The organism is Streptomyces lucensis JCM 4490 (genome assembly GCF_014650035.1).
GTDB classification, from domain to species: Bacteria; Actinomycetota; Actinomycetes; order Streptomycetales; family Streptomycetaceae; genus Streptomyces; species Streptomyces lucensis.
Window position 1 is genome coordinate 87,718 of record NZ_BMUE01000005.1, and the last position, 21,624, is coordinate 109,341.

At 73.1% G+C, this 21,624-nt stretch carries 20 protein-coding genes; 9 read left to right on the top strand and 11 right to left on the bottom strand.

Translation table 11 applies throughout. From position 1 onward, the window contains the following. Positions 1 to 9 precede the first annotated feature (9 nt). Positions 10 to 1,092 (top strand): Zn-dependent alcohol dehydrogenase, encoded by a 1,083-nt coding sequence (locus IE177_RS13570; protein WP_190015565.1) that lies wholly within the window; start codon positions 10 to 12, stop codon positions 1,090 to 1,092. Between the two features lie 16 nt (positions 1,093 to 1,108). On the opposite strand, the gene IE177_RS13575 is transcribed toward IE177_RS13570, so the two are convergent. The 3 genes from IE177_RS13575 to IE177_RS13585 form a co-directional block, all read right to left on the bottom strand. Continuing rightward, the gene (locus IE177_RS13575) at positions 1,109 to 2,044 is read right to left on the bottom strand and encodes a DMT family transporter (protein WP_190015566.1); all 936 of its coding nucleotides are present in this window, start codon (positions 2,042 to 2,044) and stop codon (positions 1,109 to 1,111) included. Between the two features lie 392 nt (positions 2,045 to 2,436). Then, positions 2,437 to 3,150 carry an ArsR/SmtB family transcription factor gene (locus IE177_RS13580; RefSeq protein WP_190015567.1) on the bottom strand — a complete coding sequence of 238 codons (714 nt, stop codon included), beginning with the start codon at positions 3,148 to 3,150 and terminating at the stop codon, positions 2,437 to 2,439. Between the two features lie 46 nt (positions 3,151 to 3,196). After that, entirely contained in the window at positions 3,197 to 3,838 is a 642-nt protein-coding gene (locus tag IE177_RS13585) for a TetR/AcrR family transcriptional regulator (RefSeq protein ID WP_190015568.1), read from the bottom strand. A gap of 89 nt (positions 3,839 to 3,927) precedes the next feature. Between IE177_RS13585 and IE177_RS13590 the strand changes: the two genes are divergently transcribed. The 3 genes from IE177_RS13590 (at position 3,928) to IE177_RS13600 (ending at position 6,153) form a co-directional block, all read left to right on the top strand. After that, complete coding sequence (locus tag IE177_RS13590) at positions 3,928 to 5,079, top strand: acyl-CoA dehydrogenase family protein (protein ID WP_190015852.1); 1,152 nt, start codon at positions 3,928 to 3,930, stop codon at positions 5,077 to 5,079. Positions 5,080 to 5,139: 60 nt separating this feature from the next. Continuing rightward, positions 5,140 to 5,427, top strand: coding sequence for a YiaA/YiaB family inner membrane protein (locus IE177_RS13595; protein ID WP_190015569.1), 288 nt, complete (start codon positions 5,140 to 5,142; stop codon positions 5,425 to 5,427). A 102-nt stretch (positions 5,428 to 5,529) separates the two neighbouring features. Next, positions 5,530 to 6,153 (top strand): TetR/AcrR family transcriptional regulator, encoded by a 624-nt coding sequence (locus IE177_RS13600; protein WP_190015570.1) that lies wholly within the window; start codon positions 5,530 to 5,532, stop codon positions 6,151 to 6,153. Positions 6,154 to 6,193: 40 nt separating this feature from the next. Here the strand turns inward: IE177_RS13600 and IE177_RS13605 are convergent, their stop codons facing one another. Beyond that, the gene (locus tag IE177_RS13605; RefSeq protein WP_190015571.1) at positions 6,194 to 6,655 is read right to left on the bottom strand and encodes a MaoC family dehydratase; all 462 of its coding nucleotides are present in this window, start codon (positions 6,653 to 6,655) and stop codon (positions 6,194 to 6,196) included. 105 nt (positions 6,656 to 6,760) lie between these two features. Here IE177_RS13605 and soxR point away from each other — a divergent pair, with 105 nt between their 5' ends. Next, positions 6,761 to 7,234, top strand: a complete 474-nt coding sequence (gene soxR / locus IE177_RS13610; protein WP_190015572.1) for a redox-sensitive transcriptional activator SoxR — start codon at positions 6,761 to 6,763, stop codon at positions 7,232 to 7,234. A 347-nt stretch (positions 7,235 to 7,581) separates the two neighbouring features. Here soxR and IE177_RS13615 read toward each other — a convergent pair whose 3' ends face one another. The 3 genes from IE177_RS13615 to IE177_RS13625 all read right to left on the bottom strand — a co-directional run bounded on the left by IE177_RS13615 (position 7,582) and on the right by IE177_RS13625 (position 10,199). Next, positions 7,582 to 8,649, bottom strand: a complete 1,068-nt coding sequence (locus IE177_RS13615; RefSeq protein WP_190015573.1) for an RNA ligase (ATP) — start codon at positions 8,647 to 8,649, stop codon at positions 7,582 to 7,584. A gap of 102 nt (positions 8,650 to 8,751) precedes the next feature. Next, a complete protein-coding gene (locus IE177_RS13620) occupies positions 8,752 to 9,501 on the bottom strand; it encodes a 3-keto-5-aminohexanoate cleavage protein (protein WP_190015574.1) in 750 nt (249 codons plus the stop codon). A gap of 95 nt (positions 9,502 to 9,596) precedes the next feature. Further along, positions 9,597 to 10,199, bottom strand: coding sequence for a hypothetical protein (locus IE177_RS13625; protein WP_190015575.1), 603 nt, complete (start codon positions 10,197 to 10,199; stop codon positions 9,597 to 9,599). A gap of 209 nt (positions 10,200 to 10,408) precedes the next feature. Here IE177_RS13625 and IE177_RS13630 point away from each other — a divergent pair, with 209 nt between their 5' ends. Further along, positions 10,409 to 13,195 (top strand): penicillin acylase family protein, encoded by a 2,787-nt coding sequence (locus IE177_RS13630; RefSeq protein ID WP_190015576.1) that lies wholly within the window; start codon positions 10,409 to 10,411, stop codon positions 13,193 to 13,195. Positions 13,196 to 13,213: 18 nt separating this feature from the next. Here the strand turns inward: IE177_RS13630 and IE177_RS13635 are convergent, their stop codons facing one another. After that, positions 13,214 to 14,518 (bottom strand): serine-threonine protein kinase, encoded by a 1,305-nt coding sequence (locus tag IE177_RS13635; RefSeq protein WP_190015577.1) that lies wholly within the window; start codon positions 14,516 to 14,518, stop codon positions 13,214 to 13,216. 83 nt (positions 14,519 to 14,601) lie between these two features. Beyond that, the gene (locus tag IE177_RS13640) at positions 14,602 to 15,828 is read right to left on the bottom strand and encodes an exo-beta-N-acetylmuramidase NamZ family protein (protein WP_190015578.1); all 1,227 of its coding nucleotides are present in this window, start codon (positions 15,826 to 15,828) and stop codon (positions 14,602 to 14,604) included. Between the two features lie 208 nt (positions 15,829 to 16,036). Between IE177_RS13640 and IE177_RS13645 the strand changes: the two genes are divergently transcribed. The 3 genes from IE177_RS13645 to IE177_RS13655 are packed head-to-tail and all read left to right on the top strand — an operon-like array spanning position 16,037 to position 19,106. Beyond that, positions 16,037 to 16,810 carry an SDR family oxidoreductase gene (locus tag IE177_RS13645; protein ID WP_190015579.1) on the top strand — a complete coding sequence of 258 codons (774 nt, stop codon included), beginning with the start codon at positions 16,037 to 16,039 and terminating at the stop codon, positions 16,808 to 16,810. Beyond that, positions 16,807 to 18,486 (top strand): class I adenylate-forming enzyme family protein, encoded by a 1,680-nt coding sequence (locus IE177_RS13650; protein ID WP_190015580.1) that lies wholly within the window; start codon positions 16,807 to 16,809, stop codon positions 18,484 to 18,486. The genes IE177_RS13645 and IE177_RS13650 overlap by 4 nt, the downstream gene beginning before the upstream one ends. Before the next feature lie 26 nt (positions 18,487 to 18,512). After that, on the top strand, positions 18,513 to 19,106 hold the full coding sequence (locus IE177_RS13655) for a TetR/AcrR family transcriptional regulator (protein ID WP_190015853.1): 594 nt from the start codon (positions 18,513 to 18,515) through the stop codon (positions 19,104 to 19,106). Positions 19,107 to 19,159: 53 nt separating this feature from the next. On the opposite strand, the gene IE177_RS13660 is transcribed toward IE177_RS13655, so the two are convergent. Both IE177_RS13660 and IE177_RS13665 read right to left on the bottom strand, forming a co-directional pair. Beyond that, on the bottom strand, positions 19,160 to 20,374 hold the full coding sequence (locus IE177_RS13660; protein WP_190015581.1) for an acyl-CoA dehydrogenase family protein: 1,215 nt from the start codon (positions 20,372 to 20,374) through the stop codon (positions 19,160 to 19,162). A gap of 6 nt (positions 20,375 to 20,380) precedes the next feature. After that, positions 20,381 to 21,403: a phosphotransferase family protein gene (locus IE177_RS13665; RefSeq protein ID WP_190015582.1), complete on the bottom strand. Its 1,023-nt coding sequence runs from the start codon at positions 21,401 to 21,403 to the stop codon at positions 20,381 to 20,383. Positions 21,404 to 21,624: the final 221 nt, after the last annotated feature.

Genomic DNA, 21,624 nt, shown 5'->3' on the forward strand with positions numbered 1-21,624 from the left:
TCGAGACCCATGGCCGTACGAGCCGCCGTCCTGCCCGCCATCGGCGCCCCCTTGGAGATCACCGGCATCGAGCTGCCCGACCCGGGCCCCGGGCAGGTCCGGGTCCGCCTCGCGGCCGCCGGCGTCTGCCACTCCGACCTGTCCCTGGCCAACGGCACCATGCGGGTCCCCGTCCCGGCCGTCCTCGGCCACGAGGGCGCCGGCACGGTCGTCGCCGTGGGGGAGGGCGTCACCCATGTCTCGCCCGGCGCGCCGGTCGTCCTCAACTGGGCGCCGTCCTGCGGTAGCTGCCACGCCTGCGCGCTCGGCGAGGTGTGGCTGTGCGCCAACGCCCTGAACGGCGCCGCCGACGTCCACGCCCGCACCACCGACGGCACCGAACTGCACCCGGGCCTCAACGTGGCCGCGTTCGCCGAGGAGACGGTCGTCTCCGCGGCCTGCGTGCTGCCCCTCCCGGAGGGCGTCCCGCTCACCGACGCCGCCCTGCTCGGCTGCGCCGTCCTCACCGGCTACGGAGCCGTCCACCACTCGGCCCGGGTGCGGGCCGGCGAGACGGTCGCCGTGTTCGGCGTCGGCGGAGTCGGCCTCGCCACCCTCCAGTCGGCCCGGATCGCGGGCGCGTCCCGCGTCATCGCCGTCGACGTCTCGCCCGCCAAGGAGGAACTCGCCCGCGCGGCCGGCGCCACCGACTACGTCATCGCCTCGGAGAACACCCCGCGCGAGATCCGTGCCCTCACCGGCAGGCAGGGCGTCGACGTCTCGATCGAGTGCGTGGGGCGCGCCGTCACCATCCGGGCGGCCTGGGACTCCACCCGCCGGGGCGGCCGTACGACGGTCGTCGGCATCGGCGGCAAGGAGGAACAGGTCACCTTCAACGCCCTGGAGATCTTCCACTGGGGCCGCACCCTGTCCGGCTGCGTCTACGGCGACTCCGACCCGGCCCGCGACCTGCCGGTGCTCGCCGGGCACGTGCGCGAGGGACGCCTGGACCTGTCCGCGCTGGTCACGGAGCGGATCGGACTGGAGGGCATCCCGGCCGCCTTCGAGAACATGCTCGCGGGCAAGGGCGGCCGGGCGCTGGTCGTCTTCTGACGCCGGGACGCCCGTCTCAGGACACCTTCTCGGGCCGCGGCTCCCCGGCCGCGGCCCGGACCGTCCGGCCGCCGCGCGCCCGGGACCGCGACACCGCCACGCCCGCCAGACACAGCACCCCGCCCACCAGCGTGAGCGCCCCCGGCACCTCGCCGAGCACCAGCCACGACATCGCCACCACCAGCGCGGGCACGGCGTACGTCGTCGCGCCCATCCGGCTGGCGGTGGTGCGGGCGAGGGCGTACGCCCAGGTGGTGAAGGCGAGCGCGGTCGGGAATACGCCCAGGTACACCATGTTCAGGGTGGCCGTCAGGGGCGCTTGGGCGGCCTCGTGCACCAGCTGCCCGGTGAACGGCAGACAGGCCACGGCACCCACCAGGCACCCGAAGGTCGTCACCTGCAACGCGCTCGCCCGGCCGAGGGCGGGCTTCTGCGCGACGACCCCGGCCGCGTACGCGACCGCCGCGAGCAGACACAGCGCCACTCCGAGCACGGAGGATCCGCCCTCGCCGGACATCGACAGCCCCACCGTCACCGCGCCCGCGAACGACACGGCCATCCCCGCCAGCAGCCTGGGCGGCATCGGGTCCCCGAGCAGCCGGGCCCCGAGCAGGGCGATCAGCAGCGGGCCCACGTTCACGACGAGCGCCGCCGTGCCCGCGTCCACCTCCTGCTCGCCCCAGTTCAGGACGACCATGTAGAACCCGAACCACAGCACCCCGGAGAGCAGGATGCCGCGCCAGGCGGACCTGGGCGGCAGCCCCTCCCGGCGTACGGCCCAGATGACCACCAGGGCCAGGGCGCCCGCCGCCAGACGCCCGAGGGCCAGCGCGCCGGGGGAGTACGCCTGCCCGGCACTCCGGATCGAGACGAAGGCGGAGGCCCACAACAGGACGCTCACGGCGGCGGCACCGGGGGCGAGTATGTGCGGGCGATTCCGAACAAGGCGCATAGCGCATGCTCCTTACAGGCAAACAAAGACACGACAACCCAAGACGCCTGAGGGGGGGTGCCCCCACACGACGAACGGCACTGCACCTCCCGAAGGGGCGCGGGGAACTGCGCGACCGGCCACGACGGCGCCGCACCCGACGACCGACCGACAGGTCCCCCCGTCGGACGGCCCCGCACCCCCAAGGGGCGCGGGGAACTGCGCGACCGGCCACGACGGCGCCGCACCCGACGACCGACCGACAGGTCCCCCCGGCGGACGGCCCGGCACGACGAACGGCACTGTGACTCCCGAAGGGGCGCGGGGAACTGCGCGACCGGCCACGACGGCGCCGCACCCGACGACCGACCGACAAGTCCCCCCGGCGGACGGCCCCGCCCAGCCGGCGCGGCTCAGCGCAACGCACTGGACGCAACCCCCAGCAGCGACGACAACGCCCGTTCCCCGGCCGGCGTCACCCGCACGGCCCGCTCCGAGCCGATGCGGACGCACCACCCCGCCTCCAGCGCGTGCCCGCACAACGCCGCCCCCGCCGCTCCGGCGAGATGAGGCCGCCGCTCGGTCCAGTCGAGGCAGGCCCGGGCCAGCGGACGCCGGCTCGAGAGGTCCAGTGCGATGCCCGCCGCGCCGAACCACTCCACCCCGGCGTCCGTGAGCGCGAACCCCGTGTCCTGGCGCAGCAGCCCCCGGAGGGTCAGGGCGTCCGTGACGGCGATGCCCAGCCGCCCGGCGAGATGGTCGTAACAGGTACGGCCGCGTGCCATGGCGGACCCGGCGCTCGCCTCCCGCAGTGTCCGGGGCGGCTGCCGCACGGCCGCCGCGGGCACCCGCGCCGCGAGGTCCTCGACGAGCTGCGCGACGTGCGCGCCGGCCAGCCGGACGTAGCGGTGCCGGCCCTGCCGTTCCTCCGCGAGCAGTCCGCCCGCGACCAGCTTGCCCAGGTGCTCGCTCAGCGTCGACGCGGCGACCCCGGCATGCCGGGCCAGCTCACCGGCGGTCCAGGCCCGCCCGTCCAGCAGCGCCAGCAGACACGCGGCGCGGGTCTCGTCCGCGATGAGCGCGGCGAGCCCGGCCAGACCCGCCGCCCGGGAGTCCTTGGTGGTCATGCGCCCAGCATGCGGCACCGGCACTTCGGCACCGGCCGAACTGTTCTCACGCGCCCGGTCCCACCTGCGCGTACTGCTGCGCCAGCCCGTCAAGCAGCGCCGTCAGCCCCGCCTCGAAGGCCCGCTCGTCGATCTTCTCCTGCTGCTCGGCGAGCAGATGGGCCTGGCCGAGGTGGGGATAGTCGGCGGGGTCGTACGCGCTGGCGTCGTCCACGAAACCCCCGGCGAACGAACCGAGCGCGGAGCCCATGATGAAGTACCGCATCAGCGCGCCGATGGAGGTCGCCTGCGCCGGCGGCCAGCCCGCGTCGACCATCGCGCCGTACACCGCGTCGGCCAGCCGGAGCGCGGCGGGGCGGCGCCCGGGCCCCCGGGCGAGGACGGGGACGATGTTCGGGTGGTCGCGCAGGGCGGCCCGGTAGGAGACGGCCCAGTCGTGCAGGGACGTCCGCCAGTCCCGGCCGTCGTCGAACATCGACAGGTCCACCAGCCCGCTCACGGAGTCCGCGACCGCCTCCAGGATCTCGTCCTTGGTGCGGAAGTGGTTGTAGAGCGAGGGCCCGCTCACCCCGAGTTCGGCGGCGAGCCGGCGGGTGGAGACGGCTGCCAGGCCCTCCCGGTCCACGAGCTCCCGGGCCGTCTCGACGATCCGGTCGGTGCTGAGCAGGGGCTTGCGCGGTCGGGCCATGGCGCACATAGTAGGGCTGCGACTGGAAACTAGCACTGCTAATTTAAATGTACAGACTTCAAGATCGTTCGTAGTGAGGTGATCCCGTGGTGAACCTGGGGCTCAGCGAGGAGCAGGCGGCCGTACGGCAGCTCGCCCGCGAGTTCGTGAAGCGGGAGATCGCCCCCCATGTGATCGCCTGGGACCGCTCCGAGGAGGTCGACCGGGGCATCGTGAAGAAGCTCGGCGAGGTCGGCTTCCTCGGCCTGACCGTCGACGAGCGCTACGGCGGCTCGGGCGGGGACCACCTGTCGTACTGCCTGGTCACCGAGGAGCTGGGCCGTGGCGACTCCTCGGTGCGCGGGATCGTCTCCGTCTCCCTGGGGCTGGTCGCCAAGACGATCGCCGCCTGGGGGAGCGAGGAGCACAAGCGCCGCTGGCTGCCGGGACTGACCGCGGGCGACTACGTCGGCTGCTTCGGCCTCACCGAGCCGGGCACCGGCTCCGACGCGGGCAGCCTCACCACCCGCGCCGTCCGCGACGGCGACGACTACGTCATCAACGGGACGAAGATGTTCATCACGAACGGGACCTGGGCGGACGTCGTCCTGCTCTTCGCCCGTTCCACCGACGCCCCCGGCCACAAGGGCGTCTCCGCTTTCCTCGTGCCCACCTCCAGCCCCGGTCTGACCCGCCGGACCGTCCACGGCAAGCTCGGCCTGCGCGGCCAGGCCACGGCCGAACTCGTCCTCCAGGACGTGCGCGTGCCGGCCTCCGCGCTGCTCGGCGAGGAGGGCAAGGGCTTCTCCGTGGCCATGTCCGCGCTCGCCAAGGGGCGCATGTCGGTGGCCGCGGGCTGCGTCGGCATCGCCCAGGCCGCGCTGGACGCGGCCGTGCGGTACGCCGGTGAGCGTGAGCAGTTCGGCCGGCCGATCGCCCACCACCAGCTGGTGCAGGAGCTGATCAGCGACATCGCCGTGGACGTCGACGCGGCCAGGCTGCTGACCTGGCGGGTCGCCGACCTCGTCGACCGCGGGGAGCCCTTCGCCGTGGAGTCGTCCAAGGCCAAGCTGTTCGCCTCCGAGGCCGCCGTCCGCGCGGCCAACAATGCCCTGCAGGTGTTCGGCGGCTACGGCTACATCGACGAGTACCCGGCGGGCAAACTCCTGCGCGACGCCCGGGTGATGACCCTCTACGAGGGCACCAGCCAGATCCAGAAGCTGCTCATCGGGCGCTCCCTGACCGGCGTCTCGGCGTTCTGAGTAGCACACCTGAGTACTTCGGCGGATGCGGCGCGGCCCGCGTCCGCCGAGGATCGTCGCATGAGTGACACACCGGTCAAACAGCAGAGCACGGCCGCCTTCTACGGACAGGCCGTCGCCTCCTTCTCGGTCGCCATGGCGGCCACCGCCATCGGCATCTTCCGGCTGGACGCCAACGCCTGGGTGCGGTCCTTCCTGGCCATCGCCGTCCTCTACCTCGTCACGTCCGCCTTCACGCTCGCCAAGGTGATCCGGGACCGCCAGGAGGCCGGGCAGATCGTCAGCCGCGTCGACCAGGCCCGGCTGGAGAAGCTGCTCGCCGAGCACGATCCCTTCGAGAAGGTCTGAGCCGTTCCGCGAGTCCACGGGCAGCTCGGAGCAGCCGCTCTAAGCGGGCGCTCACCGTCAGCGGTATGGTGGTGCCTCTGTCACCGAGAGGGGCCAACCAGGATGAGCACGGCGGAGGAGACGACCGGCGGCGAAGTGGAGCCGTGGGAAGAGGTCACCCCTGACGCGGCCCGGCGGCTGCTGGTCGCCGCCGTGGAGGCCTTCGCCGAGCGTGGCTACCACGCCACGACGACCCGCGACATCGCGAGCCGCGCCGGCATGAGCCCGGCCGCGCTCTACATCCACTACAAGACCAAGGAAGAGCTGCTCCACCGGATCAGCCGGATCGGCCACGACAAGGCCCTCGACATCCTGCGCACGGCGGCCGGCCGCGAGGGCAGCGCCAAGGAGCGGCTGGCTGACGCCGTCAGTTCCTTCGTCCGCTGGCACGCCGGGCGGCGCACCACCGCACGGGTCGTGCAGTACGAGCTCGACGCCCTCGGTCCCGAGGCCCGCGCCGAGATCGTCGCGCTGCGCCGCCAGGTGGACGCCGAGGTGCGCGGCATCGTCGAGGACGGCGTGGCCGCGGGCGAGTTCGACGTGGCGGACGTCCAGGGCACCACCCTCGCGGTGCTGTCGCTGTGCATCGACGTGGCCCGCTGGTTCACCGTGAACGGCCCGCGCACCCCCGAGCAGGTCGGCGAGCTCTACGCCGACCTGGTGCTCCGGATGGTGGGGGCGCGCTAGCGCGCCCCCGGGCGGAGCGGTCCCCGGCGGGACCGGGCGCTCACAGGTAGTACCGGGCCACCGACTCCGCCACGCACACCGGCTTGTCGCCGCCCTCGCGCTCCACGGTGAAGGCGACCGCCACCTGGACACCGCCGGTGACGTCCTCGACGCCGGTGATCCTCGCCGTCGCGCGCAGCCGGGAGCCCACCGGGACGGGGGCGGGGAAGCGGACCTTGTTCGTGCCGTAGTTGACGCCCATCTTCACGCCCTCGACCCGGATCAGCTGCGGGCCGAACAGCGGGAGCAGGGACAGCGTGAGGTAACCGTGCGCGATGGTCGTCCGGAACGGCCCCTCGGCGGCCTTCTCAGGGTCCACGTGGATCCACTGGTGGTCCCCGGTGGCCTCCGCGAACAGGTCGATCCGCTTCTGGTCGACCTCCAGCCAGTCGGTGTGGCCCAGCTGCTCGCCCACCGCCGCCCTCAGCTCGTCGGGGGAGGTGAAGATCCTCGGTTCTGCCATGTTCCCGGCCTCTCGCTCGCATCTCTAAGCGACTGCTTAGCATGGTCGGCCGCCGGGCCGATGTCAACGGACGGCGGGGCCGTTCGGGTGGGTAATCTCTGAGGAGTGCCCCAGATCCCGGAGAAGATCCACGAGCTGACCGTCGGCCAGCTGTCCGCCCGCAGCGGCGCCGCCGTCTCCGCCCTGCACTTCTACGAGTCCAAGGGCCTCATCACCAGCCGCCGTACGTCCGGCAACCAGCGCCGCTACAGCCGGGACACCCTGCGCCGGGTCGCCTTCGTCCGCGCGGCGCAGCGGGTCGGCATCCCGCTGGCCACGATCCGCGAGGCGCTGGCCGAGCTGCCCGAGGAGCGGACGCCGACACGTGCGGACTGGGCGCGGCTGTCGGAGAAGTGGCGCTCGGAACTGGACGAGCGGATCAGGCAGCTGAACCGGCTGCGCGACCACCTCACCGACTGCATCGGCTGCGGCTGCCTCTCCCTGGAGAACTGCGTCCTGTCCAACCCGGACGACATCTCCGGCGAGCGCCTGACCGGCTCCCGCCTCCTGGCCGAGGAACGCCGACCGCTGCGCGGCTGAGACCGTGGGGCTCCGGCCCGGCACCGGCACCGGCCGCGGGCGCACGGCGGCCGATAGCGCGGTTCCCCGCGCCACAGCCGCCGCGGCTGCGGGCAGTCGTGCCGCTGGGGCGGCACGGGTGGGCGCTGGGGGTACCCCCTCTGGGGGAGGCACCCCGACAGCGCGGGCGAGCGACGTCCCCCGGGCCGGTCGCAGCCGACGGCACGTCCCCCGGCGGGCAGCCGTGACGCATCGGACCGCAGCCGACGGCACGTCACCCGGCGGGCAGGCGACACGCACCGAACCGCAGGCGACGGTGCGTCACCCGGCGGGCAGCCGTGACGCACCGAACCGCAGCCGACGGCCTGTCACTCGTACTCCGTCCCGCCCTTCCGGGTCAGGTACGCCGGGCTCACCGCCTTGGCGATGGCCCGGCCCCCCGTCACCGCGCTGTACCGCTCCACCGCGGGCCGGATCACCACGCCCTCCCGCAGGTGCAGCCCCCGCCCCGACACCGTCTCGCGCCCGCTCGCGAACTCCAGCACGCGCGCGACGTCGTACGGCCCCGCGTACAGCCGGGGCACCGACGGCAGCTCCCCGCCCAGCACCTCACCCGGGTCCAGCCAGCGCACCGCCCCGTCCACCTCCGCCGACACGTCGAACGCCGCGTACCCCAGCGTCTCCCGGCGCCCGTCGGCCCCGTACGACAGGTCCTGCACCCCCGCGCCGTACACCTCCCCGAAGATGCCGACCCGGCGCGCCCCGAGCCGGTCGGCCAGCCGGGCGGCCGCCTCGGCGACCCCGTGACCGCGCACCGCCCGCCAGTACAGGTTCCGCGGATCCTCCCGCAGCGCCAGCGACTTGGCCCCGAACCCCTTCGAGGACACGTACACCCGCCCCTCGCCGGCGACGTACGTCAGCAGGCACGCCGAGCCGTGCAGCTTCTCCGTCAGCACGACCTGCTCGCCCGGCACGAAGATGTCCGGATAGCGCTGGACGTTCTCGATGTCCACCCACGGCAGCAGGTCCGGTGCCTGCTCGACCTCCCCGTCCATCGTCGGCGGGATCGGCGGCACCCACTTGGTGATGCCCAGCGACCGCGCGAAGTCCGTGCCCTCGGCCGCCGCCCGCGCCAGGTCGACGTCCGCCAGAGCCCGCGGCCGGCACACGATGCCCTGCGACAGCTCACCGCGCAGCCGCACCGCCTTGACGCGGTTCGCCTCGCCGCCCGCCAGCCGCCCGGTCAGGCCCAGTTCCTCGATCAGCGCAGCCGGGAGCACGGCCTGCTCGGGGATGTAGACGGCGGCCTCACCGGTGCGGTAGGCACCCTTGGCGACGACGGCCCGGTACAGGCCCACCTGGGCCAGCTCCAGCGCATCGGCGTTCGGGTGCTCGTGGACGGTCAGCACTTCGGCGGTGACGCGCAGCGTCGACATCGCGGCTCCTCAGGCGTGCGGGCGCGTCGGCGCCCGGCGGACGTGTTTCATCACCCCCACTGTCCGCACCGGAAACGGGTGGAGCCACCGGATTCGGAACTGCTAACGTCCTGGTCCCCGGTCCCCCGCCGACTGCGCGCCGCGGCCGTACTGGAGCAGTGCCTCCGCCACCAACTCGGCGTTGGAGACGGCCCGTCGGCCGTCCGGCAGCAGCAGCGTGTCCTCCAGGCCGATGCGCGTGGCCAGACCCAGGCGGCCGGCCAGCCGCAGCACCGGCCAGGCGCCGCCCTCCTCGCCGTGCAGCAGGACGGGACGGCCGGCCGCCGTGCCCAGTCCGGCCAGCAGGGCCCGCGCCGAGGACCCGGCGGTCGCGGGGTGCGGATCGGTCACCTCGGCCAGCACCCGCAGCACCCTCGTCCGCACCGGCGAGAGCGCGAACCGCGCCGCGCCGTCCGTGCCCGACCAGATGCCCGCCTCGACGCCGACCCCCGCGCCGAGCAACTGGGCCGCGACCTCCTCGGCGCCCGGCTCGTGCCAGTTGACCGAGGCGAAGTCGGGCAGGACCCGCCATGAGCGCACCCGGGCGAGCCGCGCCGCCGGATCGGGCTCCGCCCACGCGCCGGTGGTCACGCCCACGGGGACCCGTACCCGCGCCCGGATCGCCTCCAGCGCTGGGGCGATCACGCCCGGGGAGAGGCTGTCGTGCCCGCACGGCGTCCTGGGGTGGACGTGGACCGACGTGGCCCCGGCGGCCACCGCGCCGGCTGCCGAGCGTGCCAGATCATCGGGTGACAGCGGGACGCCCGCGCCGTCGGCCGCCGAGCGGCGCCCGTTGAGACACACCTGCACCATGGAACGAACCTGCCCGGGTCCACCGCGTCCATCCCGGCCGCCTCGAACCCGGGAGTGCGGCATCCCCTGCGCACCCCCGGTGGAACCCGGACCGCTCAGGCCGACATCAGCACCCGTTCCCGCCGGGCGTACTCCAGCGCCCGCGGGGTGAGCACGGGCCGCGGCACCAGGATTCCGCAGTCCGCGCAGACCGGGCCGGACGACGGCTCGTGGTCCAGGCCGTAGCGCCAGACCAGGCGTTCCCCCTCGCACACCGGGCAGCAGGAGCCCGGCGCCCGCTCCAGGGCGGCGATCAGCCGGCGCAGCACCTCGGCCAGCGGTCCGTCCGGGTGGACCCGGGGGTCGTCGCACCAGGCGACCCCGAACCCGCCCCAGGTCATCCGGTGCCAGTCGTCCACGCTGCCCGGCCGGCGCAGCCCGTCGTGCTTCTCCTTCTTGCGCCGCTCGGTGAAGTCCGTCTCGTAGGCGAGCCAGACCGAGCGGGCCTCTTCCAGCTCCTCCAACGCGGCCACGAGCCGCGCCGGTTCGGGGGAGCGGTCCTCGGGACCGAAGCCCGCCCGGGAACACAGGTGGTCCCAGGTCGCCCGATGCCCGTAAGGGGCGAACTTCTCAAGGCACTTGCGCAGCGAGTAGCGCCGCAGTGCCAGATCGCAGTCCGGGTCGCGTACCTGTCTCGCCAGACTCCGGAAACCGGCCATCGCCCTGCACCTCCGTCACACCTGCACCTGTACTTCGGTCAGTTCGGCGTCATCGCACGGACGTCGTCGAATAGACGTATCGACAGGCGATTCGGCTCCATCTCTTCTCGTGCTCCTGCTTGCCGCTCTGTGGGAACTGACGCATGTTCATCTTTGAACGTGGGGATACCGGCGGTAACGTTCGGCCACCCCTGTCGCTAGGAGCTGCCATGCCACGGCGCACCCCACGCAACGCCCTTGACAGAGTGAGAACGTCCCGCCGTCTCTCCGGGTTCCTGAAGACGGCGTCCATATGCGTCCTGACCGCCGGTCTCCTCTCCCCCATCACACAGACACCGGCCGCGGCCGGCACCGCCGCCGCCGTCGACCACTGCGGCGGCCGGTGCTCGGACATCCTGCCGCCGGGTGAGAACGGCAACGCGACGCTCGCGCAGATCCTGCTCAACCAGGCCTTCGGCACCCAGCCCGCGCACGCCGAGGACCAGCTCGGCCCGTACGCCGACCTCGCCACCGGCTACCCGGGCCTCACCGACGCCACGCTCAACACCTTCTTCACCGACGCCTCGTTCGGCGTCCCGCCCGACCAGGTCGCCTCCACCGAGAAACCGGCCGGCCGCGGCGACGTGACGATCGTCCGCGACAAGAAGACCGGTGTGCCACACATCACGGGCACCACCCGGTACGGCACCGAGTTCGGCGCGGGGTACGCGGCCGGTGAGGACCGGCTGTGGCTGATGGACGTCTTCCGGCACGTGGGCCGCGGCCGGCTGACCGGCTTCGCCGGCGGGGCGCCCGCCAACCAGGGACTGGAGCAGCAGTTCTACCGCAACGCGCCCTACACCGAGGCCGACCTCCAGGCGCAGATCGACCGGGCCGTGGCCGGCAGCGGCGCCCGCGGCCAGCAGGCCCTCGCCGATGTCAAGGCCTACCTGGACGGCATCAACGCCTACATCGACGCCTCCGACAGCGGCCGTTACTTCCCCGGCGAGTACGTCCTGACCGGCCACAAGGACTCCATCACCAACGCCGGAACCATCGAGCACTTCAAGGTCAGCGACCTGGTGGCCCTGGCCTCCGTGATCGGCTCCCTGTTCGGCTCCGGCGGCGGCGGCGAGGTGACCAACGCCCTGTCGCTGATGGCCGCCCAGTCCCGGTACGGCGTGGAGGAGGGCACCCGGGTGTGGGAGTCCTTCCGGGAGCGCAACGACCCCGAGGCCGTCCTCACCGTCCACGACGGCCAGAGCTTCCCGTACGCCTCCAAGCCCGCCGACGCCCGGGGCGGGGCCCTGCCCGACGCCGGCTCGGTGACCGAGGAACCGCTCGTGTACGACCGCACCGGCAGCGCCGGCGGCGCCGGCGCCCGGAAGGCCTCCACCGCGGCGGCGAGGGCCACCCTCGGCTCGGCCCGGCGCGGCATGTCCAACGCGCTGGTGGTGAGCGGCGAACACACCGCGAGCGGCCACCCCGTCGCCGTCTTCGGGCCGCAGACCGGGTACTTCGCCCCGCAGCTGCTCATGCTCCAGGAGATCCAGGGGCCCGGCATCAGCGCCCGCGGCGCATCCTTCGCAGGCCTGAGCATGTACGTGGAACTGGGCCGCGGCCAGGACTACTCCTGGAGCGCGACCACCTCCGGCCAGGACATCATCGACACCTACGCCGTCGAGCTGTGCCAGGACGACCACCACTACCTGTACCACGGCACCTGCACCGCCATGGAGCAGGTCGAGCAGAAGAACGCCTGGAAGCCGACCGTGGCCGACGGCACGGCGGCGGGGTCGTACACCATGCGCGTGTGGCGCACGAAGTACGGACCGGTGGCATACCGCGCGACCGTCGGCGGGAAGAAGGTCGCCTACACCACCCTGCGCTCCTCGTACCTGCACGAGGCCGACTCCATCATCGGCTTCCAGATGCTCAACGACCCCGACTTCGTCAAGGGACCCGAGGACTTCCGGAGCGCGGCGCAGCACATCAACTACACCTTCAACTGGTTCTACGCCGACTCCCGGCACACCGCCTACTACAACAGCGGTGACAACCCGGTCCGGGCGAGCGGCGTCGACGCCGAGTTCCCGGTGTGGGGACAGGCGGCGTACGAGTGGCGGAACTGGGACCCGGCCACCAACACCGCCGACTACACCCCGGCCTCGGCCCACCCCAACTCCGTCGACCAGGACTACTACGTCTCCTGGAACAACAAGCAGGCCGAGGACTACACGACCGCGTCCTGGGGCGACGGGTCCGTGCACCGCGGCAACCTGCTGGACGACCGGGTGAGGAAGCTGGTCGCGGCAGGCGGGGTGACCCGCGCGCAACTGGTGCGGGCCATGGCGGAGGGGGGCCTCGCCGACCTGCGCGCCGAGGACGTCCTGCCGAAGCTGCTCAAGGTGATCGGCTCCGCGCCGGTCACCGACCCCACGGCGGCCGCCGCGGTGGACAAGCTCCAGGCGTGGGTCACCGCGGGCGCCCGGCGCACCCAGACCTCGGCCGGATCGAAGACGTACGCGAACGCCGACGCGATCCGGATCCTGGACGCCTGGTGGCCGCTGCTCGTCAAGGCGGAGTTCGAGCCGGGGCTCGGCGGTGACCTCTACGACGCCTTCACCGCCGGCCTGCCCGTGGACGAGACCCCGTCCGCCGGACACGGCCCGACCGGCTCGCACGCCGGGAGCTCCTTCCAGTACGGCTGGTGGAGCTATGTCGACAAGGACATCCGGGCGGTGCTGGGGGAGCCCGTGCGGGGCGGCCTCGCGCGCACCTACTGCGGCGGCGGCAGCCTCGGCTCCTGCCGGGACGTCCTGATCAGCACGCTGAAGCAGGCGGCCGGGACGACCGCCGCCCAGGTCTACCCGGGCGACGACCAGTGCTCGGCCGGCGACCAGTGGTGCGCCGACTCGATCGTCCAGCGCACCCTGGGCGGCATCAAGCACGGCAGGATCGGCTGGCAGAACCGGCCGACCTACCAGCAGGTGGTGGAGTTCACCTCGCACCGGTGAGGTGACCGGGGCGGCGGGTCAGGCGATGCGGCCCGCCGCCAGCACCACCCGCGCCAGTTCGGGGTGCAGGATGTCGCTGTGCGCGCCGGTCGGCGGGCCTCCGCGCCGTACGACGGCCGCCGTGTCGACGTTCACGCACCCCGACCCCGGCAGCCGCCCGCTCAGGGCCGCCGCCAGGTCCAGCCGGGCGGTCCCCGGCACCGCCTGCACCCCGTCGTGGCCCATGGCGCCCCAGCGCGGACCGAGCACGGCCGCGATCTCGGTGCCCGCACACGACCTGTCGTCCCCGGACACCCGGGACGCCAGCGGGTAGAACGTGCCCAGCGCCGAGTCGAAGTGCGAGTGGCAGCACACCAGGGGGCCGTCGATGCGCCGCTGCCGGTCCCGGAGCGCCCCGGCCCGGTCCGTGTCGTGCGGCAGCCGGGCCGCGAACGCGTAGTGCGAGAAGGCGCCCTGGAGGAGCGTCACCGACTTCACCGCGCGCACCCCCTCCGGCAGCCCGCGCAGCGCGAACGCCACCAGCCGGCCGCCGAAGCTGTGCCCGACCAGGTGCACCCGTACCCCGGGCGCCGCGCCGGCCAGCCGCCCGACAAGCGGCCCGAGTCCGTGCTCGCCGACCGTGCCGGCCCGCCGTTTCATCGTGTAGTACGTCGCCTGCCTGAGCAGTTCCTTGGCGCCGTCCCACGGGTTGGGGATGCCGAACCCGGCCGCGCCCGGCGACTCGAGCGTGGCCAGCGCCCCGGCCAGTTCCCCGCAGGCGGTCACCGGATCCAGCGCGAACACGGCCGGTCCGCCCTCCTCCTCTTCCTCCGTGTCGGCCGCACCGTGACGCCGCTCGTCGTCCACCAGCAGCCGCACCAGCCGGCCGAACTCGGCCAGCCCGTCCGTCCGGTCCGGACGTTCGTCCAGCAGCCGGGCCAGTTCGGCGACCACGGTGGTCCGGCCCGGAAAGGCCTCGAGCAGCGCGCGCCGCGTGTCCTTGTCCAGCGCCGGGACCGGTGCCCCCGCCGCCTCGACGGCCGCCACGGACCTCGGCAGATCGGGGATGGGCTCGTCGCTGAACCGCATCGAGGGCCAGATCACGCCCACGTAGCCGAGCCGGGCCCCGGGCGCGAGCGCCGGGACCGGTGCGAGGAAACGGCGGTACAACGCGGTCGCGCCGGAACGGTCGTTGTTCCAGCCGTGCGCGAAGACGATCAGGTCACGGACCCCGTGGTCCGTGACCTGCGCGAGCAGATGGTCGCGTTCGGGGCCGTCCACGTCCCCGTCCGCGTCGAAGGTCAGCTCCCAGTAGGGAGTCACGCTCATCCCAGGATCCGCCATGCCAGGCTCCCTCGTCCCCCCTGAAACGATGCCATGCGGGCGTATCGTCCTGCGGCGGGGCAGAATTGGCCATACGCCGCGGCTCACCTGTAGAGCAGATATTCCTTTCGAATCCGCCGGAACTCCTCCAGCTCGTCCTCCCAGGCGGCCGCCACCTCGTCGGCCGTGGCGCCCGCGTCGATCATCGTGCGCACCCGGGCGGAGCCGGTGAGCTTGTCGATCCAGTCGTCCGGCCGCCAGGCGAACCCGTCCCACACCTTCCGGGCGGTCACCAGCAGCGCGATCCCGGTGCGCACGGGGTCGAAGGCGGTCCGGTCGTGGACGTGGAGCTGCACCCCTCCGACGGTTCTGCCCTGGAACTTGGAGAAGGTGGGCGTGAAGTACGCCTCCCGGAACCGGACCCCGGGCAGGCCGAGTTCGCCGGCGGCGGCGGCCCACCGTCCGTCGACGCCCTCCGCGCCGAGGAGCTCGAAGGGCCTGGTCGTGCCCCGCCCCTCGGACAGGTTGGTGCCCTCGAACATGCAGGTGCCGGAGTACACCAGCGCCGTGTCCGCGGTGGGCATGTTCGGGCTCGGCGGCACCCACGGCAGGCCGGAGGCGTCGTGGAACTGTGCGCGCGTCCAGCCCGTCATCAGCACGGTCCGCAGCGGCACGGGCGTGGTGAGGAACTCCCCGTCGAACAGCCGGGCCAGCTCCGCGACCGTCATCCCGTGGGCCTGCGCGATCGGCTGCCTGCCGACGAAGGTGGCGAACTCCCTGTGCAGCACCGGGCCCAGGGCCGCGCGCCCGGTCACCGGGTTCGGGCGGTCGAGGACGACGAAGCGCCGGCCGGCCAGTCCGGCCGCCTCCATGCAGTCGTACAGGGTCCAGATGTAGGTGTAGAAGCGGGCGCCCACGTCCTGGATGTCGAAGACGACCGTGTCGACGCCGGAGGCGGTGAAGACGTCGGCCAGCGCCCGGCCGCTCTTGAGGTAGGTGTCGTAGACCGGCAGTCCGGTCGCCGGGTCGTCGTAGCGGCCCTCGGAGCCGCCGGCCTGCGCGGTGCCGCGGAAGCCGTGCTCCGGGCCGAAGACGGCGGTCAGCCGCACGCGGGGGTCGGCGTGCATGACGTCCACGATGTGGCGGGCGTCGCGCGTGACGCCCGTGGGGTTGGTGACGACGCCGACCTTCTGGCCGGACAGCAGCGAGTAGCCGTCGGCCGCGAGCCGCTCGAAGCCGGTGCGCAGGCGCTCGGGTCCGCGGTGGGCGGGCCCGGAGGGGGCGGCCGCCAGTGTGGCCGACGCGAGCAGGTTCCGTCGGGACAGGTGCATGGTTCCTCCGTGCGTCCGGAAGGTACGGGCCGTCCGGAAGGTACGGGCCGTCTGTCGTGGTCGCGCGCGGGGGGCGGAGCCGCTCGGCGGACACCGCCCCGCCCCCCTTGAGGTTGCTGCAGTCACCCTTTCCTTTACACATACCGACTGGTTAGTCTGGCCCGGTCAGCCGATGCGCGACGCGCGGGAGCCGTGCCGAAGGAGACCGATGGTGGAAGCCGTGCAGGATGCGGGAGTGGTCGTCACCGGAGCGGGCGGCGGGATCGGGGCCGCGCTGGCCCGGCGGTTCGCCGCCGAGGGCGCCCGCGTGGTCGTCAACGACCTGGACGCGCAGGGGGCCGAGGCGGTCGCCGAGGAGATCGGCGGCATCGCCGTGCCCGGCGACGCCTCCGCGATCGTCGGTGAGGCGCGCGACGCGCTCGGCGGCACGGTCGACGTCTACTGCGCCAACGCGGGCGTCGCCTTCGAGGACGGCGGGGACGGCGGGCCGCTGGACGAGAGGTCCTGGGCGGCGGCCTGGGACGTCAACGTCATGGCGCACGTCCGCGCGGCCCACCTGCTGCTGCCGGGCTGGCTGGAGCGGGGCGGCGGCCGGTTCGTGTCCACCGTGTCGGCGGCCGGACTCCTCACCATGATCGGCGCCCCCTCCTACAGCGTCACCAAGCACGGCGCCTACGCCTTCGCCGAGTGGCTCTCGCTCACCTACCGCCACCGGGGCCTGAAGGTGCACGCGATCTGCCCGCAGGGCGTGCGCACCGACATGCTGACGGCCACCGGCAGCGCGGGCGACCTGGTGCTCCGGCCGACCGCGATCGAACCGGACGCCGTCGCCGACGCCCTGTTCCAGGGCATCGCCGAGGACCGCTTCCTGATCCTGCCGCACCCCGAGGTCGCCGAGTACTACCAGGCGCGGGCCGCCGCCCCCGACCGCTGGCTGGCCGGCATGAACCACATCCAGCGCAAGTGGGAGGCCGCCCGGTGACCTTCTCCCGCTACGCGTCGCGCCCCTGGCTGGCCCTCCTCGACGACGCCCAGCGTGCTCCCGTCGCCCCGGCGGACTCCCTCGTGCACGCCCTGCGCGGCGCCGTCGCCGAGGCCCCCGACCGCACGTTCCTCGCCTACTTCGACGCCCGCCTGAGCTACCGCGAGGTGGACCGGCTGAGCGACTCCGTCGCCGCCCACCTCGCCGAGCGCGGGCTGGAGCGCGGCGACCGGGTGGCCGTCCTGCTGCAGAACTCGCCGCACTTCGTGCTGGCGGTGCTCGGCGCCTGGAAGGCGGGCGCGACCGTCGTCCCGGTCAACCCCATGTACAAGTCGGGCGAGGTGGCGCACGTCCTGCGGGACGGCGAGGTGACCGCGCTGGTCTGCTCCGACCGGGCCTGGGAGGCGTACCTCAGGGACACGGCCGCCGGCTCGCCGGTGCGCATCGTGCTGACCGGCTGCGAGCGGGACTTCCAGACCCGCGACGACGCCCGCGTGCTCAACTTCGAGCGACTGCCCGAGGCCCCGGACGCCGACGACCTGGTGACCGTCGCCCGGCAGGGCGGCCGGGCGCCCGAGGGCCGTGCGCCGGGCCCGGACGACATCGCCCTGATCAGCTACACCTCGGGCACCAGCGGCACCCCCAAGGGCGCCACCAACACGCACCGCAACATCATGTACAACGCCGAGCGGCAGCGCACCGGGCTCCGGCTGCCCGAGGCGCCCGTCTACTACGCGCTCGCGCCCCTCTTCCACATCACCGGCATGGTCTGCCAGTTCGCCGCCTGCCTGAACAGCGCGGGCACCCTCGTGCTCGGCTACCGCTTCGAACCCGGGGCCGTCCTGGACGCCTTCGCCGAGCACCGCCCGCACTACACCGTGGGACCCTCCACCGCCTACATGGCGCTCGCCGCCCACCCGGACGTCACCCGCGAGCACTTCGCCTCCTTCGTGAACCTCTCCTCGGGCGGCGCCCCCGTGCCGCCGGCCCTGGTGGAGAAGTTCGCCGGGCGGCTCGGGCCGTACATCCGCGTGGGCTACGGCCTGACCGAGTGCACCGGCCCCTGCGCCGCCGTCCCGCCCGGCCTCCGGGCGCCCGTCGACCCGGTCTCCGGAACGCTCTCCGTGGGCCTGCCCGGCGCGGACACGCTCGTGCGCATCGTGGACGAGCTGGGCGAGGAGGTGCCGTTCGGAGAACCGGGCGAGATCGTCGTCAGCGGGCCCCAGGTGGTGCCCGGCTACTGGCGGCGCCCGGAGGCCACCGCCCGGACCTTCCCGGACGGCGAGCTGCGCACCGGAGACATCGGGTTCCTCGACGAACAGGGCTGGCTGTACGTCGTCGACCGCAAGAAGGACATGATCAACGCGTCCGGCTTCAAGGTGTGGCCGCGCGAGGTCGAAGACGTCCTGTACACCCACCCGGCGGTGCGCGAGGCGGCCGTCGTCGGCGTCCCCGACGGCTACCGTGGGGAGACCGTCAAGGCGTACATCAGCCTTCGTCCCGGTGCCGGGACGGACCCGGATGAACTGGCGGCGTACTGCAAGGAGAGACTGGCCGCCTACAAGTACCCGCGCCAGGTGGAGATCCTGCCGGACCTGCCCAAGACGGCGAGTGGCAAGATCCTCCGTCGGGAACTGCGTTCCCGAGCGCACGACAACAGCGACGCCGGTCAGTAGGCGACGAGGAAAGGCAGGTGGCGGCAGTGCCCAGGACGACGGACGGGGACGGCACGCCCGTGCCCCAGCGGCTGCTGGCCGCCGCCACCCGGCTCTTCGCCGAGCAGGGGTACGACCGTACCTCCGTGCAGGAGATCGTGGAGGCGGCCGGTGTCACCAAGGGGGCGCTGTACCACTACTTCGGCTCCAAGGACGACCTGCTGCACGAGGTGTACGCGCGCATGCTGCGCGTCCAGCAGGAGCGTCTCGACGCGTTCGCGGACGCCGACGAGCCGGTCGACAGGCGGCTGAGGGCCGCGGCGGCGGACGTCGTCGTCACGACGATCGAGCACCTCGACGACGCGATGATCTTCTTCCGCTCGATGCACCACCTGAGCCCGGAGAAGAACAAGCAGGTCCGCGCCGAGCGCCGCCGCTACCATGAGCGGTTCCGCGCGCTCGTCGAGGAGGGCCAGAAGACGGGCGTCTTCTCCACCGCGACCCCGGCCGACCTGATCGTGGACTACCACTTCGGCTCGGTCCACCACCTGTCGACCTGGTACCGCCCCGAGGGCCCGCTCACCCCCCAGCAGGTCGCCGACCACCTCGCCGACCTGCTGCTGCGGGCGCTGCGGCCGTAGCAGGGCACGCGCGAGGGGCGGCCGCCCGGCGACCGCCCCTCGTCCTCGCGTCCCTACAGGTACTTCTTCAGCTCCCGCCGCGCAAGCGACCGCTGGTGGACCTCGTCCGGGCCGTCGGCGAGCATCAGGGTGCGGGCGCTCGCGTACAGCTCGGCCAGCGGGAAGTCCTGGCTCACGCCGCCCGCGCCGTGCAGCTGGATCGCCCGGTCCAGGATGCCGACCACCGCACGCGGGGTGGCGATCTTGATGGCCTGGATCTCCGTGTGGGCGCCCCGGTTGCCGACCGTGTCCATCAGCCAGGCCGTCTTCAGCACCAGCAGCCGCAGCTGCTCGACGGTGACCCGGGCGTCGGCGATCCAGTTCTGCACCACGCCCTGCTGCGCCAGCGCCTTGCCGAACGCCGTCCGGGAGACGGCCCGCCGGCACATCAGATCGATCGCCCGCTCGGCCATGCCGATCAGCCGCATGCAGTGGTGGATGCGGCCGGGACCGAGCCGGGCCTGGGCGATGGCGAAGCCGCCGCCCTCCTCGCCGATCAGGTTGGACGCCGGCACGCGCGCGTGGTCGAAGACCACCTCGGCGTGGCCGCCGTGGGAGTGGTCCTCGTAGCCGAAGACCTGCATCGCGCGCGTGACGGTCACGCCCGGGGTGTCGCGCGGGACCAGGACCATGGACTGCTGGCGCCGGATGTCCGGCCCGTCCGGGTCCGTCTTGCCCATCACGATGAAGATCCTGCAGTCGGGGTTCATCGCCCCGGAGATGTACCACTTGCGGCCGGTGACGACGTACTCGTCGCCGTCCCGCTCGATGTGCGTGGTGATGTTCGTGGCGTCCGAGGAGGCGACCTCCGGCTCGGTCATCGCGAACGCCGAGCGGATCTCGCCCGCCAGCAGCGGCTCCAGCCACTGCTTCCTCTGCCGCTCGTCACCGAACTGCGCCAGCACCTCCATGTTCCCGGTGTCGGGCGCGGCGCAGTTCGTCGCGGTCGGCGCGAGGTGCGGGGACCGGCCGGTGATCTCCGCGAGCGGCGCGTACTGCAGGTTCGTCAGGCCGGCGCCGTACTCGGCGTCCGGCAGGAACAGGTTCCACAGGCCCTGCCTGCGGGCCTCGGCCTTCAGCTCCTCGATCACCGCCGGGGTGTCCCACGGCGAGGCCAGCGCGGCCCGCTGCTCCTCGGCGACCGCCTCGGCCGGGTACACGTGCTCGTCCATGAAGGCGAGGAGCCTGGCGCGCAGTTCCTCGGTGCGCGCGTCGAACGCGAAGTCCATGTGCGGTCAGCCTTCCTGAAGGGTCGTCAGTCCATGGTCGATGAAGACGGGCACGAGGTCGCCGATGCGGTCGAAGCCGCGTCCGACCGTCTGGCCCAGCGTGTACCGGTAGTGGATGCCCTCCAGGATCACGGCGAGCTTGAACCAGGCGAACGCCGTGTACCAGGACACCGCGGAGACGTCGCGCCCCGAGCGAGCGGCGTACCGTTCGACCAGTTCGGCCGGGGAGGGGTGGCCGGGGGCCTCGGCGGTGGTGGAGACGGGGGAGTGCGCCATGCCCAGCGGCCGGCTGTACATCACCAGCAGGCCGAGGTCGGTGAGCGGGTCGCCGAGCGTCGACATCTCCCAGTCGAGGATCGCCTTGATCTCGTCGTCGTCCCCGATCAGGACGTTGTCGAGGCGGTAGTCGCCGTGCACGACGGCCGGGGCGGGGGACGTCGGCAGGGCCCGGCCGAGGGCCGCGTGCAGCTCGTCGATGCCGCGCAGCTCGCGGTTGCGGGAGGCGTCCAGCTGCTTGCCCCACCGGCGCAGCTGGCGGTCCAGGAAGCCCTCCGGGCGGCCGAAGTCACCGAGGCCCACCTCGGCGGGGTCCACGGCGTGCAGCTCGACCAGGGTGTCCACCAGGGACAGCACCGCGTTCCGGGTGCGCTCCGCACCCAGCGGTGCGAGCTGCTGGGCGGTGCGGTACGGGGTGCCCTCCATGAACTCCATCACGTAGAACGGCGCCCCGAGCACCTCCTCGTCCTCGCACAGCAGCACCGGCCGCGGGACCGGCACCCGGGTGGGGTGCAGGGCGCTGATCACCCGGTGCTCGCGCTTCATGTCGTGCGCGGTGGCCAGGACGTGGCCCAGCGGGGGGCGCCGTACGACCCACCGGGAGGCGCCGTCGGAGAGCGCGTAGGTGAGGTTCGACCGTCCGCCCTCGATCAGCCGGCCGGTCAGCGGGCCGTGTACCAGGCCGGGGCGCTCGCGGTCGAGCAGGGCGCGCAGCCGGTCCAGGTCGAGTCCCGGCGGGTGGTCGGCGCTCATACATCACTCCTGTGGGCGGGCGAACGAGAACATGATTCATGATGCCGACCGGTCGGTATGTCGTCCAGTGCGTGTGGCGAACCTGGCGTGAAACGTGACCGGAGCCACCCTAGGCCGACGGACGGAGGGTGGTCATCGTGCCCGTCCCGGGTACCGGACGCCGACGAAGGACACGCTGCCACGCGAACGGGGCACATCGGGACGTACCGCTTGCGTGGCGC

Excerpts from the sequence above, each read along its gene's own strand:
- IE177_RS13570 (WP_190015565.1), top strand. The coding sequence starts at position 10 with ATGGCCGTACGAGCCGCCGTCCTGCCCGCCATCGGCGCCCCCTTGGAG.
- IE177_RS13575 (WP_190015566.1), bottom strand. The coding sequence starts at position 2,044 with ATGCGCCTTGTTCGGAATCGCCCGCACATACTCGCCCCCGGTGCCGCC.
- IE177_RS13580 (WP_190015567.1), bottom strand. The coding sequence starts at position 3,150 with ATGACCACCAAGGACTCCCGGGCGGCGGGTCTGGCCGGGCTCGCCGCG.
- IE177_RS13585 (WP_190015568.1), bottom strand. The coding sequence starts at position 3,838 with ATGGCCCGACCGCGCAAGCCCCTGCTCAGCACCGACCGGATCGTCGAG.
- IE177_RS13595 (WP_190015569.1), top strand. The coding sequence starts at position 5,140 with ATGAGTGACACACCGGTCAAACAGCAGAGCACGGCCGCCTTCTACGGA.
- IE177_RS13600 (WP_190015570.1), top strand. The coding sequence starts at position 5,530 with ATGAGCACGGCGGAGGAGACGACCGGCGGCGAAGTGGAGCCGTGGGAA.
- IE177_RS13605 (WP_190015571.1), bottom strand. The coding sequence starts at position 6,655 with ATGGCAGAACCGAGGATCTTCACCTCCCCCGACGAGCTGAGGGCGGCG.
- IE177_RS13615 (WP_190015573.1), bottom strand. The coding sequence starts at position 8,649 with ATGTCGACGCTGCGCGTCACCGCCGAAGTGCTGACCGTCCACGAGCAC.
- IE177_RS13620 (WP_190015574.1), bottom strand. The coding sequence starts at position 9,501 with ATGGTGCAGGTGTGTCTCAACGGGCGCCGCTCGGCGGCCGACGGCGCG.
- IE177_RS13625 (WP_190015575.1), bottom strand. The coding sequence starts at position 10,199 with ATGGCCGGTTTCCGGAGTCTGGCGAGACAGGTACGCGACCCGGACTGC.
- IE177_RS13630 (WP_190015576.1), top strand. The coding sequence starts at position 10,409 with ATGCCACGGCGCACCCCACGCAACGCCCTTGACAGAGTGAGAACGTCC.
- IE177_RS13635 (WP_190015577.1), bottom strand. The coding sequence starts at position 14,518 with ATGGCGGATCCTGGGATGAGCGTGACTCCCTACTGGGAGCTGACCTTC.
- IE177_RS13640 (WP_190015578.1), bottom strand. The coding sequence starts at position 15,828 with ATGCACCTGTCCCGACGGAACCTGCTCGCGTCGGCCACACTGGCGGCC.
- IE177_RS13645 (WP_190015579.1), top strand. The coding sequence starts at position 16,037 with ATGGTGGAAGCCGTGCAGGATGCGGGAGTGGTCGTCACCGGAGCGGGC.
- IE177_RS13660 (WP_190015581.1), bottom strand. The coding sequence starts at position 20,374 with ATGGACTTCGCGTTCGACGCGCGCACCGAGGAACTGCGCGCCAGGCTC.
- IE177_RS13665 (WP_190015582.1), bottom strand. The coding sequence starts at position 21,403 with ATGAGCGCCGACCACCCGCCGGGACTCGACCTGGACCGGCTGCGCGCC.